The following is a 14059-nucleotide window of genomic DNA, read 5'->3' on the forward strand; positions in this document are numbered from 1 at the left end:
GTGCCACCAGCGCGTGCCTCGGCAATCGCGAGTTAGTGAGAACCACCATGTCCTTGTCCCGCACGCTATCGCCGATCGCGCTGCTGCTTGCCGGTGCGTCGATCGCCTCGGCGCCAGCCCTGTTCGCGCAGAAAACGCAGCCGCCAAAGCCGGTATACAAGCCGATTGCCACTACGCTGTTTTCGGTCGGCGCGTTCGAGTTGGCCTTGCGCAGCGATACGCAGACGCTCGAGCGGCTGTCCCCCAAAGCCGATCCGAAGTTCGATTTCACCCCCGGCGGGCGCGAGGCGGAGCGCCAGGGCGATGGCTATCAGCATATCGGCGATCTCAACATCCGCCTGAAGAGCAATGCGGGCGACTGGCAGGACTTCGCCTCGGCCCATGCGCGCAAGGCGATCCACGTGCTTCCGGCCGGCGCCAGGACGATCGCCGCAGCCGATATCACCGCCTCGATGGGGGTGGGCATCCCGCTGAAAGTCGAGCGCCGCTGGGTCAACGAGCATGGCACGCTGGGCTTACGCTTCGTGCTGACCAACACCTCCCGGACACCGGTCGAAATCGGCGCGCTCGGCCTGCCGATGGTGTTCGACAATATCATCAGCGATCGCACGCTCGATCAGGCGCATGAGAGCGCCAGCTTCGTGGATCCCTATATCGGTCGCGACGCCGGTTATCTGCAAGTCACGCGGCTGAGCGGCAAGGGGCCCGCGTTGCTGGTACTGCCGGAGAAAGGCACGCCACTCGAAGCCTATCGCCCCAATCTCGAGCCGGGCGATCGCTCGGCCTTGTCGATCTTCACCGACAAGAGCCCGCGTGGCCAGACCTCGGAAGGCTTTTACGACTGGACCGTGGCAAGCAAGGGCTTCGCCGAAAAAGAATGGCGCAAGGCCGGCGAGCAATGGAACGCACCGACCAGCTTCACGCTTGCCCCCGGCGCCTCGCGCGCGATCGGCGTGCGCTTCGTCGCATCGCCTTCGATCCGCGCCATCGAAACGACGCTGACCGCTGAGAAGCGGCCCGTAGCGGTCGGCGTGCCCGGCTATGTCGTGCCGACCGATCTGGAGGCGAGCCTGTTTCTCAAGGCCCCGCACAGGGTCGCCAAGATCGAAAGCTACCCGGCCGGCGCGCTGACCGTCACCGCCGCCGGCTCGGCCAAGGGCTGGGCCAAGTATACGGTGCGTGGCGTGCGCTGGGGCCAGGCGCGGCTGTCGATCACCTATGCCGATGGCAGCGTGCAGACGGTGAGCTATTTCGTCACCAAACCGCTCGACCAGACGATGGCCGATCTCGGCCGCTTCTCCACCACCAAGCAGTTCTTCGACGACAAGGCGGACCCGTTCAAGCGCGCGCCTGCCATCCTCAGCTATGACCGCGATGCCGACAAGATCATCACGCAGGAACCGCGCGTGTGGATCGCCGGGATGAGCGACGAGGGCGGCGGCGGCGCTTGGGTGGCGGCGATGATCAAGCAGCTCGACAATCCGGTTCCGGCTGAAGTCGCCAAGCTGGAGCGGGTGGTCAACGAAACCGTCATCGGCAAGCTGCAGGTCGCCGACGGCCCGACTGCCGGCGCGGTAAAGAAGAGCATCTTTTATTACGATCCGGCCGGGCATCCCGATTATTACGACAAGACCGCCAATTGGACATCCTGGACTTCCTGGTCGAAAAAGGATGCCGGCGATCTCGGCCGCGCGTACAATTATCCGCACGTCGCGATCGGCCACTGGGTGCTGTACCGCGTCGCGCGCAACCACCCCGGGCTGGTCACGCAGCGCGACTGGCGCTTCTACCTGGAACACGCCTACCAGACGACCGTCGCGATGATGCGCGATGCGCCCTATTACACGCAATTCGGGCTGATGGAGGGCGACGTGTTCGTCGACATCCTCAAGGACCTGAAGCGCGAGAACATGACCGCCGAGGCAACCGAGATGGAGCGGCTGATGAAGCGCCGCGCCGATCACTGGGCCTCCCTGCCCTATCCCTTCGGCAGCGAAATGGCATGGGACTCGACCGGCCAGCCTGAGGTCTACGCCTGGCTGCGCTATTTCGGCTATCAGAAGCAGGCCGACCAGACTCGCGAAGTGATCCTAGGTTACGATCCAACCATCCCGAGCTGGGGCTATAACGGCAATGCCCGGCGCTATTGGGATTTCCTGTACGGTGGCAAGACCGCGCGGATCGAGCGCCAGATCCACCATTACGGCTCGACGCTCAACGCGGTCCCGCTGTTCGAAGCATACCGCGCGAACCCAGCCGATGCGCATCTGCTGCGCGTCGCTTATGGCGGCCTGATGGGCGGGATCACCAATATCGACCAGCAGGGCTTTGCGTCAGCCGCCTTCCATAGCTGGCCCGACATGATGTCGTGGGATCCCTATACCGGCGACTACGGCATGGGCTTCTTCGGCCATGCCTATGCCGCGGCGACCTATATGGTGCAGGATCCGCAGTTCGGCTGGATCAGCTATGGCGGCAATCTCCGTCAGGCCGGCGGTCGGATCACCGTGACGCCGAAGGATGGCGCTCGCGCACGCCTGTTCGTGGCCCCCGCTGGCGCCTGGATCACGCTCGCTGCCGGCAAAATCGCCTCGGCCAGCTACACGCCGGCCACCGGCAGGATCACACTGACGCTCGATCCTGCAACAGCCGCGACCCCGGTGGCGCGCGTCCTGGTCGAGACCACCACCAAAACGGGCCGTCAGTACACGATCGGCAGCGGCACCGCCGAGCGCGGCGGCACGGCGATCACGCTGAGCGCGGCACCGACCAAGGTCGACCTGACGCCCAATTAAGCAGGACGTCGGGATGGCGCCGCGGGTGGTGCGCGACAGCGTCCAGGGCGGCGATCAACCTGCCGCCTGCCCGGCCAATCAACCCGGTCGTGCCCACGCAGCGTTGCTTGCACCGCGCCATGTTGGCTAGACCGCAGCGATGGCGCAGCGACGTACTTCCCCCCGCCGGCATGCCGGCGCGACCAGCGGCGCGCGCGACGCGGCGGCGGAGCGGTGGCTGCTGCTGATCGGCGTCATCATCCTCCTGGTGATCGTCGCTATGCTCGCTCCCTGGCCGTTTCCGAAGCGGATACGCGACGGCGCCGTGCCGATGACCATGGCGCAGGCGCGCGCCTCCAACGCCGCCGTGCCGATCGAGGCACGACGCCGCATCCGCGCCGCGCCTTACCGCTTCCGGGGCAGCGCAACCGCGCGGGCCGAGGCCGTGGACTGTCTGGCCACCGCAGCGCTGTACGAGGCCGGGGCGGATGCGCGGGGGCAGCAAGCCGTCATCCAGGTGATCCTTAACCGAGCGCGCGCACGCGGTTTTCCGCGCACCATCTGCGGCGTCGTGTACCAGGGCTATGCCCGCATCACGGGCTGCCAATTCTCGTTCACCTGCGACGGCTCCGTGGCCCGGCGGCCAGTGCGGCGCGGCTGGTCTGCGGCACGCCGCACGGCACGGCGCGCGCTGGCCGGACGAGTCTTTGCCGATGTCGGCGGCGCCACCCACTATCATGCCAATTGGATGGTGCCCTATTGGCGCAATTCGCTGACCAAGATCGCGCGGGTTGGCACGCATCTGTTCTACGTGCGCCGCTGACCGGCGAAGCGAGCGGGGCGCTTTCCTCCGGGAAAGCGCCCCGCTCGTCACGATCAGTATTTGATGCGTGCCTCGATCCCGACGGTGCGCGGATTGATCACGGCCTGACCATAATAGCGCACCGCGACGCCGTCATTGACGCCGATCCGCGAGCGATCATTGCCGACCGATACCACTGCATATTTGTCGAAGATATTGTTGGCAAACAGGCTCAAACTGTAGCTGTCGGTCTCGTAGCCCAAGGTCGCGCGGTGCAGCACATAGCCCGGGATCTTGTCGCCATAAGCGCGATCCCAGCCGAGCCGCGACACGACATTGCCGCGATAGGTCGCGGTCCAGTTGGCGATGAGATTCCCGTCCATCAGCGGCATTGTATAGGTCGCGCCCAAGCTGCCGGAATTCTTGGCGGAGCCAGGCAGGCGATCGCCTGACAGCGCATCGAGCTGGACGAACCGGTTGGAATAGTCGCCCGGAGTCTCGCGAATGGTGATGATGCCGGGCACGTCCTCGGTCAGCTTGGCATCGTTGTAGGAATAACTGCCTTGGATCGCGAGCTCAGGCACGGGCCTGAACTGGAACGTCGCCTCGACGCCCTTGGACACCGCCGTGCCGCCATTCACCGTAATCCCGGTCGCGCCGTTGACCGTGGCGGAGGCGACTTGGATGCCGCTCCAATCGATATGGTAGACGTCGAAGCTCAAGCTCAATTTGCGGTCGAACAGCTGGGTGCGGACGCCGACTTCGATGTTCTTGGTCGTATCGGGACCATATTGCAGCTCATCGGGCAAGGCGCAGATGTTCTGCCCTTCCGGCAACGGATTGTCGCACGGCGCGACGGTGTTCGGGCCGCCGATGCGATAGCCCTTGCTGTAGGTGGCATAGAGCATCAGGCCCGGGGTGAAGTTGTAGGAAGAGTTGAGTTTCCACACCCAACCGTCTTGCCCGCCGCTGCCGCCGTTCACCGTCTTGTCGTACGGGCTGAGCGGCTGGCCGAGCAGCGGCAGAGTCTGCGCGCCTTTGATCTCGGAGGTATATTTGTAATAGCGCGCGCCAGCGGTGACCTGCCATTCGGGCGTCACCTTGAACGTTCCTTCGCCAAAGATCGCCTTTCTCGGTCACTTTGGCCCGGGTGTAGGATACGTATTCGAGCTCGTCAGGGTTGGTGGCAAGATCCACCCACGGATGGCCCGGCACATGCTCGGCATAATCGTTCTTGCGCTTCTGCTGGTTGTAGAAACCACCAAGCACCCAGCTGAACGGCCCGCCGTGCCGCGAGACCAGCCGCACTTCCTGGTTGAACTGCTTGCGCGTGCCATCCGATTCGTTCCAGCTCGTGAACGCGGGAAACAGCTCGTAATCATAGTCGAGATCAAGCAGCAGATCGGTATTGTCGGACTGCGATTTGGTTCGGACGTTGGTATAGGCGGTGGTCGCGACGAGATCCGCGATATCGGCGAGGTTTGCGTCGACCTCCATGCTCAGCAAATGCGCGCGGCGATTGACCGGTTCGATATAGCGCGCGGCATTCTGATACTTGCCCGTGCCGAGCACGCCGGCGCTATTGGACTGCGAGCCGTCCGTCTTGGTGCGCTGGAAGGCGTAGGTGAAGTTGACCTTAAAGTCGTCGGTGGTCTGGAACAGCAGCTGGTTGCGCGTCGTGAAGGTCTTTTCGAAGTTGAGATCCTTCTGCCCGCGCAGATTGGCGGCATAATCGGCATCGGACACGCCACCGGTACCGCCTGGCTGCGGCAGCGACACGCCGGGCTGCTGAACCAGCAACGGGTAATCGATAAAGCCCGGATCGTAATAATAGCCCGTCGCCGTGCGGAACGCGATGTGATCCTTGACGATCGGGATGTTGATCACGCCATCCGCCTGATAGCCAGCCTTGCCGCTGTGGCTCTTGCCATAGAGGCGGCCATGCGCTTCGCCTTCAAATTCGGTCAGATTGGGGCGATTGGGGATATAGCGGATCGCACCGGCCATCGTGCCCAGCCCGTAGAGCGTGCCCTGCGGCCCGAGCAAGGTCTCCACGCGCGCGATGTCGATCAGCTTGAAGTCGTAATAGAGCGGCACTTCGCCGAGATAGATGCCCATGGCATTGTCGTAGCTATTGCCGCCGGACGTGACGTCCGAGGCATTGAGGCCGCGCAGCACGATCGCTCCCGTGGACCCCGGCCCGGTATCCGAAATGGTCATGCCGGGGGTGAAATCGGCGAGATCGCGCACGTCGTCGATCCGCTGGCGCGCGATGTCCGCGGCACTGATCGCCACGATATTGATCGGGGTTTCCATCAGCGTGGTGTTGCGGCGCGTGCCGGTGACGATGATCTCGCCGCCGCTCTCCTCATCGGGGGTCAGCTGCGTCTCCTGTGCCGCGGCCGGCATGGCGAGGACGGTGCCAGCGATGATCGTGGCCGATAACAGTGCCGATCTCAGTGTCGCGCGATAGAACATGATATTCCCCCTTCGTGTTATGGGTCTCCCGTGCGCTGGCGCTGGTGCGCCGGAGCCCGAGCGGCCTTCGTTCGTGACACCGGGCGCATGTCGCCGGCGCCGCTCGCCGGCATGCTGGCCGACGGGCAAACTGTTCGAATTTCAAAAGTGTCGCGGCGTTCGATCAATGCTTACGCCGCAGGTTCCGCCTGGCTCAGCCGCTCGCCGAGACAGGCGGGCTCCTTCTCGCCTTGGCCCGGTCGATCAACGGGCGGGCCGGGAAGATCGTCTGCTCCCAGATCGACAGTCTCTTGCGATCGTCCTGCCCGACGACGGTCGATTCCCCGTCGCGGTAGGTGCCGAACAGGCGATCGAGCAAGATTAGCGAGTTGCCGTAATTGCACCGCGTATCCTCATAGCTGAGCGCGGTGTGATGCAGGCTGTGGTGCCTGATCGTGGTGAAGACATAGGCATACCAAAGCGGCGGATCCGACCGCACATTGGCATGGGCGAAGGTCGATACCGCGCCGAGGATGTTGAACCCGCAGAACAGGGCGGCCTGGGGCAGATCGAACAAGGCGACCACGCTCAGGCTGATCAGGAACAGTTCCAGCGGATTGCCCACCGCACCCTTCATCGCGTTCAGCTGCGTGATGTGATGGTGCGGCGCATGCGTCCACCACAGCACCGTATTGTGCATCAGCCGGTGCATCCAATATTGGCCGAACTCGATCAGGAAGACGACCAAAGCGACCTGCACGACGAACGGCAGCTGCATCACCCACGGGGTGGTGATGCCCAGCGATTGCTTCAGCGCTTTCAGCGGCTCCTCGGCCAGCGTGGCCGAGGCCCACGCGATCGCCGTATAGCCGAGGATCACGTAGAACACGTCGGTGGCGAATTCGCGTTTGTCGAGCCGCCAATCGGCATGCCGCTCGTGCACCCATTCGAGCGTCTGGACGAATGCCGTGGTCAGCGCGCCGGCGATGACGATCGACCACGGGCTCTTAATCCAGGACGTCGGCCCGAATGCCCAGAAACAGATGATCACCGCCACGGTGGCCGGCGGCAACAGGTTGAAAACCGCCTGTTTGATGGTCGTCCGACCCGCGGCCGCGGACGACGCCTCATCGGCGACATAGGCGCCACCGCCGATCGATCGCAGGTCGGCAGAGAGAGCAGCAGTAGCAGGCTGTTGGTCCACAGAACATCTCCCCATCCGAGCCGACAAACCGGCCTGATGTTTCGATCCTCTCCTGTCCCTAAACCCGCTCTTCGAGGCGTTGCGTCACAGGCTATTCATATTACGTATTGCGTCAAGAGTATTAATTGAGCCCGACACGGAAGTGTCATCGACGTGGCAAAAATACCAGATAACAGCCATTTCTTGGGCAAAAACCGGGCATGTTTCGCTATCGTGCTTATTAACGAAGCAGGCCGAATTGGACCGCGGCGAGCGCCTCCCCGCGCACACCGTATCGACTCGTTGGCCGCTGAGCCCCGCGTCTATTTCGGCGTGCGTGCGGCGCTCCACCAGGATAGCGTGTGCACGTCGTGCGCACTCGTCCAGATGCCAGACGGCGTATAGCGCAGCGCGCCGCTACCGGCGGCCTTGCCGGCGCGCGCCAGGATCGCCAGCGAGGTCGGATCGATCGCCACGAAGGTCTGCTCCTCCGTCGTGCGCAGCCAGACCTTGCCGCCGCCGACATCGATATCGCCATAGATCAGCGTTTTGCCGACCGTCACGCGCCCCGATACCGTCACGCTTTCCGGGTCGATCCGCGCGACCGTGCCGTCGCCCTGTTCCTGCACCCAAACCGCCCCCTCGCCTGCCGCCAGAAAGCCGGGTTGCTTGCCGAGCTTGACCGTCTTCACCACGGTATCGGTCTGGGGGTCGATCCGTTGCAGCGACTGTGCGGCGCTGCTGACCGCCCATACCGCGTCGAATCCGGCAGCGAGATAGAAGGTGCCGGGATCGACGGCGATCGTGGCGCGCACGGTATTGGTCTGTGGATCGATCCGCGCGACCTTGCCCGCTTCGTCGCTCGGCACCCAGATCGATCCCGCCGCGGCGACGACGTTGAGCTCGCCCTTGGGATTGCCGATCGGAGTGGCGATGATGGCCTGGAGACGCGCCGTCTTGAGATCGATGCGGTACAGATTGCCGCCCTGGCAATTGGCCACCCACAACGATCCGAACGCCACCGCCATAGCCCCACACGGCTTTGGCACCGACACCGAGGCAAGCTTGCCGCGCCTGGACCATTGTTCGACACGACCGGCATTGGTGGCCCACACCGTTTTGCCGTCGACCGCCAGGAAATCGGCAAAGCCCGGCACGGTGAACACCGTTTCGCGCAGCGCCAGAGGATCCAACGGGGCGGCGGCGCATAGCCCGGCCGCGATCGACATCAATCCCAGGATACGTTTCATCTGCTCACTCCCCCTCCGACCCGCGCCGCGAGTCAGCTGTACCGATATGGATTCTTGTCGATCGTCGTCGTTCCCCGCGTCTGGTTGCAGAGGAAGACGGTGCCGGTGAAAAAGATGCCGGGTTCGGTGATCTTCTGCGCATGGGCAAATGCCTCGCGCAGTTGCTGCACCGTCATCTCGACCGGCGCTTCGTCCGGCTGATAGGTCATGCCGTAGGCATAATCCTCGCCATCGCGGCTAATCTCGACATGGCAGCCCATGACATGGGTCACCGGATGCGTGTCGCAAAAGTCGATCAGCCGCTTCATGCTGTCGAACCATGGCTGCCAGAAGCTGATATAGCAGCGCCCGCGATAGAACATGTCGCCGGTGTAGAGGATCTGCGTGTAGCTGTCGTAATAAGCGAATTCCGACACGACATGGCCCGGCGACCCCCAGATCAGGATATCGCGCCCGCCCAGATCCAGCGTCACGCGTTCTTCGGGAAAGTTTGTCATACCCCAGAAGCCGACCATCTCGTCATGGGTCAGACCCATATAGCGGGTGTTGGGGCGGTCGGCGAACTGGTTGGTCGCGGCATAATGATCGTCGTGCAGATGGGAGAAGGCGACCAGCAATTCCATGCTGGCGGGATCGCGGCCGTTGCGCTGGCACCATTGCTCGATGCACTGATCGACCACGCCGCGCAGGTCGTAATCGTTGCGCAACTGCACATAGCCCTCGTCGAGCAGCAGCACGCGATCATTGCCGAAATAGAGCGGCGCGAACGGCGCTTCGTAACTATAGGCTTTGTTCTGGCGCAGGATCGCAGTGTGCGGGTTGTACCAATGCACCTGGATCGCGGGATCCTTATTGTCCATGCTCGAGGACGAGCCGCAAATCCACTTGGCAGGAAAGCTGCCCTTGCCCGGGACATTGGTCGTGAAATCGACCGGGGGCGGCCGGACGGAGGCCGATGCCGCCTTGGCCAAGCCGGTCAGCGCGACGCCGGACAACGGGATGGCCGCCACCGCGGCGTTGTAGGTCAGGAAAGTGCGGCGATCCATGAAGGCGCTCCCAATCGTCAGAAATGAAACGGCGGCGTGATATTGGGCACGCCGTCCGGCCAGATGCGTGTGCGCTGATCGGGACTGACGCCGTTGAACAAGACGAAATCGGGCCGGATCAGCATCATATCCTTGCCCTGCACCGCGCGCGCATGAACGATCGCCTCGTTGATCAGCGCGGGGTTCATTTCGAGCACGCGCTCGTGCGGCTTGTAGCTGGCGAAGCGCCGGTAATATTTGCCCGGCACGAACATCATCTCGATATGGCCGCCCAACACCCATTTCACCGGCTGGCTGGCGGCAAAGGCCTTGAGCCGCTCCAGCGAGGCGACATAATCGTCATCATTGCTGATATTGATCTTGCCGGGAAACAGCAGGTCGCCAGTGAACAGGAAGTCGCAATAGGGATCGTAGAAGCTCACCCCGTCCTTGTGCGTGCCTGGCGTAGGGATCACCTCGATCACCCGATCGCCCAGATCGATCTTGCCGACGCCGGCGGGCCAGCTGCCGGCCAAAGCGTAGAAGCGCTTCATCACTGCCAGCGGCCGCGGCACGATGGTGGTGTTCGCGCGGTCGGCAAATTGCACCAGGCCCTGGTTCTGCGCGACATCCTCGCCCGAGGTCAGCGCGATCGTCAGCGGAACCCTGGTCCGACCGCGCGCCTGCCCCCAGCGGGTGATGATCGCGTCGACGGTCTCGCGCAACGGATAATGATTGGCGTCGGCCGTTGCACCGCTGTCGATCAACAAGGCGCCGTTATTGCCGAACAGCAGATAAGTGAACGGCGCTTCCCAATGCACGCAGACATTCTGGCGCAGCACGAACGTGTCTTCGTTATATTGCGTGACCTGCACGCGCGGATCGCGGTTCTTGGCCGCAACGTTGGAGCCATAAGTCCAGCGAAACGCCAGATTGCCCGGCGCCGGGCCATCACAGGCATAATCGTGCACCACCGATTTGCTGCGGTGCAGCGGTATCGCGCTGTCGGTGTTGCGGACACCGGGCGGATTATAACCCAGATCGGGATTGCCGTTGGGATAGGTGCGTGCCACCACAGGCTTGGCACTGCCGGCCGGTGCGGGCGTGTCGGTCGCTGTCTGCGCCATGGAATTCCCCCGAAATGTGCCCCGAGCAGCCGCCCTTGGCGCTGCGTCACCGCCATGATATTGATATTACCGATCGTCGCAATAGTAATAATGACGCATGGACAAAGCGTGGTGTTGCAGCGATGCTGCAATGCGAAAGGGGATCGAATCATGCTTCACCGGATTCGCAGCGCTGGAAAAATCGCGCTCATGGCCTGCACGCTGCTGGCGGCGTCCTGCGCACCTTCGTCGACAGAAGCCCCCAAGCCGCGCACGGAGTTCAGCATCGGTTGGTCGATCTATGCCGGCTGGATGCCGTGGCCCTATGCGCAGCAGGCCGGTATCGTGAAGAAATGGGCCGATAAATACGGCATCAAGATCGATATCGTGCAGGTCAACGATTACGTGGAATCGGTGAACCAATATACCGCCGGCAAATTGGACGGCGTGACCGTCGCCAATATGGATGCGCTGACCATTCCCGCCGCCGGCGGCAAGGATACCAGCGCCATCATCGTCGGCGATTATTCGAACGGCAATGACGGCATCGTGCTTAAGGGCGCCGAGACGCTCGCCGCGATCAAGGGCCGGCAAGTCTATCTCGTCGAGCTATCGGTATCGCATTATCTGCTTGCGCGGGCACTCGAAACGGTCGGGCTGGCACTGACCGACGTCAAGACGGTCAATACGTCGGATGCGGACATTGTCGGCGCCTTCTCTGCCCCGGCGGTCACTGCCGCCGTCGCTTGGAACCCGCAGCTGATGACGATGAAGGCGACGCCAGGCGCGAAACAGGTGTTCAGTTCGGCCGACATACCCGGCGAGATCCTCGATCTGCTGGCGGTCGATACCGCGACGCTGAAGGCCAATCCCAACCTGGGCAAGGCGCTGGCCGGCATCTGGTATGAAACCACCGCGCTGATGCAGCGCCAGGATGCGCAAGGCAAAGCGGCGCGCGCCGCGATGGCGAAGCTGGGCGGCACCACTCCGGCTTTGTTCGACAGCCAACTTGCTACGACCTACCTGTATGCCGAGCCCAAGGCGGCCGTGGCGGCGATGTCCGCGCCCGGCCTGATCACCACCATGACGCGGGTGCGCGATTTCAGCTTTGCCAAGGGGCTGTTTGGCCAGGGCGCGAAATCGGCCGACGCGGTCGGCATGGCGTTCCCCGGCAACAAGACACTGGGCGACCCCAACCATGTCACGTTGCGCTTCGATCCCAGCTACATGCAGATGGCCGCCGATGGTAAGCTGTAACGGCGGCCGGCGCAGTCGGGATCGGGCATTATGCGCTGGGTGAACCGCCGCATCAGCCGGGGGCATAGCATCCTGCTCGGCGCGCTCCCGATCCTGCTGCTGGCGTTGGTCTATGTCATCGCCGCGGCCAGCCGCCATGCGCTGAACCCCAATGACAAGATCCTGCCGCTGCCCGGCGGCATGGTCGACGCCATGGCGGTATTGCTGTTCCAGCCGGATCAACTCTCCGGGCGGCTGATCTTCTGGGCGGATACGCTCGCCAGCCTGCAGCGGCTGGGCATCGGGCTTGGCCTGTCCACGCTATCGGCCTTGCTGGTCGGGCTGCTGCTTGGCGTGCTGCCCCCCGTTCGGGCGACCTTCGGGCCACTGGTGACGGGGATCGCGGTGATCCCGCCGATCGCCCTGCTGCCGATCCTGTTCATAGCCTTCGGGCTCGGCGAAATGTCCAAGGTGGCGCTGATCTTCATCGGCATCGCACCGTTCATGATCCGCGACGTCGCCGCGCATGTCACCGCGCTGCCGCGCGAGCAGATCATCAAAGCGCAGACCCTGGGGGCGAGCAGCTGGCAAGTGCTGCTGCGCGTCGCCCTGCCCCAAGCCATGCCGCGACTGATCCAGGCCGTGCGGCTGTCGCTCGGGCCGGCCTGGGTGTTCCTGATCTCGGCCGAGGCGATCGCCTCCGATATCGGTCTCGGCTATCGTATCTTTCTCGTCCGCCGCTATCTCGCGATGGATGTCATCCTGCCCTATGTCGCTTGGATTGCGGTGCTGGCGATCGGCATGGACATGATGCTCAGCTGGTCCAGCCGCCGGCTATTCCCCTGGGCGCATGGAGCGGACCATTGAGCGCCGTGCTGAGCCTGCGCAACGTGTGGGTCGAATATGGCGACAAGGTCGTGCTCGAACGCGTCAACCTCGATATCGAGGAGGGATCGTTCGTGTCGATCATCGGCCCGTCGGGTGCCGGCAAGAGCAGCCTGTTACGCGTCGTGCTTGGCCAGGAAGCGCCGACGCGCGGCGCGATCCTGCTCAACGGCGCACCGCTGAAGCCCGAATGCGGACCGGATCGCGGCGTCGTGTTCCAGCGCTATTCGGTGTTTCCGCACCTCACCGTGCTGCGCAACACGATGTTCGGGCTGGAATGCGCCCAGGCCCCCTTGTCCGCCCGATTGTTCGGCGCGCGCCGCCGCGCCGCAACGCTGGAGGCGGAGGAAATGCTGCACGCCGTCGGGCTGGGCGACAATCTGCATCTTTATCCCGCGCAGATGTCCGGCGGGATGCAGCAGCGGCTGGCCATTGCCCAGGCGCTGATCAAGCGCCCGCGCATCCTGCTGCTCGACGAGCCGTTCGGTGCGCTCGATCCCGGCATCAGGGCGGATATGCACACGCTGATCACGCGTTTGTGGAGCGACTATGCGTTGACCGTGATCATGGTGACGCATGATATCAAGGAAGCCTTCTCGCTCGCCACCCGCGTGCTGACGCTGGACAAGCGCCGCCACGATCCACACGCGCCCCACCGCTTCGGCGCGACCGCGGTATACGATCTTCCGCTGCTGCGACGGGCTCGGGCGGTCGCAAAAGCTATTACCATCGCCGATGTTCAGGATTAGAAGCCTGCAACATGAGCACCGAACCCACCACTCTCGCCCGTCTCAGCATGAGTCTTCCCGCCGAGCTGTTTCGCCAGCTCGACGTCATGGTCGACGAACGCGGCCTGCCGTCGCGCTCGCAGCTGATCGCCGAACTGATTCGCCACGCGCTGGCCGAACATGAGGCGCTGACCCGGCCCGAGGACATGCTCGCAGGCACGATCACGTTGGTCTATCGCGGCGATCGCGGCCGCGTGCGGCATCAGCTCGCACAGACCCAGGCCGAATATCTCAAGGAAGTCATTTCGTCGCAGCACGTCTTCCTGGAAGACGATCAGTCGCTCGAAGTGCTGCTGGTACAGGGCCCCGCCACGCGGCTAAAGGCGCTCTGCGATGCGTTGCGCCGGATCCGCGGCGTGCATCAGTTGCAACTCGTCACCACCACCGCATTGCTGCCGCCGCTGCACGAGCAGGACGGCGAGATCGAGGATAATGCGGCGAGCAAGAAACAGGCGGACAAGAAGGTCGCCGCCTGATCGTTGCCTCCGGCATCCGAACTTTTAAGCAGAATAAGATCTCCCCTACCCGTCACCCCGGCCTTGAGCCGGGGCCC

10 protein-coding genes and 1 pseudogene are annotated in these 14059 nt (G+C 63.6%); 6 read left to right on the forward strand and 5 right to left on the reverse strand.

Annotation, left to right across the window (positions count from 1 at the left end):
* The first annotated feature begins 47 nt into the window (after positions 1–47).
* Both U1739_RS03680 and U1739_RS03685 read left to right on the forward strand, forming a co-directional pair.
* A complete protein-coding gene (locus U1739_RS03680) occupies positions 48–2795 on the forward strand; it encodes a DUF5695 domain-containing protein (RefSeq protein WP_332704088.1) in 2748 nt (915 codons plus the stop codon).
* Between the two features lie 139 nt (positions 2796–2934).
* The gene (locus U1739_RS03685) at positions 2935–3597 is read left to right on the forward strand and encodes a cell wall hydrolase (RefSeq protein WP_332704090.1); all 663 of its coding nucleotides are present in this window, start codon (positions 2935–2937) and stop codon (positions 3595–3597) included.
* 53 nt (positions 3598–3650) lie between these two features.
* Here the strand turns inward: U1739_RS03685 and U1739_RS03690 are convergent.
* The 5 genes and pseudogenes from U1739_RS03690 to U1739_RS03710 all read right to left on the reverse strand — a co-directional run bounded on the left by U1739_RS03690 (position 3651) and on the right by U1739_RS03710 (position 10618).
* Positions 3651–6054, reverse strand: a pseudogene (locus tag U1739_RS03690) (TonB-dependent receptor).
* Positions 6055–6247: 193 nt separating this feature from the next.
* Positions 6248–7237, reverse strand: coding sequence for a sterol desaturase family protein (locus U1739_RS03695; protein ID WP_443025485.1), 990 nt, complete (start codon positions 7235–7237; stop codon positions 6248–6250).
* A gap of 302 nt (positions 7238–7539) precedes the next feature.
* Positions 7540–8466, reverse strand: a complete 927-nt coding sequence (locus tag U1739_RS03700) for a Vgb family protein (protein ID WP_332704092.1) — start codon at positions 8464–8466, stop codon at positions 7540–7542.
* Positions 8467–8498: 32 nt separating this feature from the next.
* Positions 8499–9512 (reverse strand): MBL fold metallo-hydrolase, encoded by a 1014-nt coding sequence (locus U1739_RS03705; RefSeq protein WP_332704094.1) that lies wholly within the window; start codon positions 9510–9512, stop codon positions 8499–8501.
* Positions 9513–9529: 17 nt separating this feature from the next.
* Positions 9530–10618 carry an MBL fold metallo-hydrolase gene (locus U1739_RS03710; RefSeq protein WP_332704096.1) on the reverse strand — a complete coding sequence of 363 codons (1089 nt, stop codon included), beginning with the start codon at positions 10616–10618 and terminating at the stop codon, positions 9530–9532.
* Between the two features lie 150 nt (positions 10619–10768).
* Between U1739_RS03710 and U1739_RS03715 the strand changes: the two genes are divergently transcribed.
* From U1739_RS03715 to U1739_RS03730, 4 genes are read left to right on the forward strand one after another with little or no spacing between them, the layout of a single operon-like run.
* Positions 10769–11854: a putative urea ABC transporter substrate-binding protein gene (locus U1739_RS03715; protein WP_332704098.1), complete on the forward strand. Its 1086-nt coding sequence runs from the start codon at positions 10769–10771 to the stop codon at positions 11852–11854.
* Positions 11855–11884: 30 nt separating this feature from the next.
* Positions 11885–12700 carry an ABC transporter permease gene (locus U1739_RS03720; RefSeq protein WP_332704100.1) on the forward strand — a complete coding sequence of 272 codons (816 nt, stop codon included), beginning with the start codon at positions 11885–11887 and terminating at the stop codon, positions 12698–12700.
* Positions 12697–13467, forward strand: coding sequence for an ABC transporter ATP-binding protein (locus U1739_RS03725; protein ID WP_332704102.1), 771 nt, complete (start codon positions 12697–12699; stop codon positions 13465–13467). Before U1739_RS03720 ends, U1739_RS03725 begins: the two co-directional genes overlap by 4 nt.
* A gap of 11 nt (positions 13468–13478) precedes the next feature.
* The gene (locus U1739_RS03730; RefSeq protein WP_332704104.1) at positions 13479–13982 is read left to right on the forward strand and encodes a CopG family ribbon-helix-helix protein; all 504 of its coding nucleotides are present in this window, start codon (positions 13479–13481) and stop codon (positions 13980–13982) included.
* The last annotated feature ends 77 nt before the right edge of the window (positions 13983–14059 follow it).

This window comes from Parasphingomonas puruogangriensis, from assembly GCF_036663635.1.
GTDB lineage: Bacteria > Pseudomonadota > Alphaproteobacteria > Sphingomonadales > Sphingomonadaceae > Sphingomonas.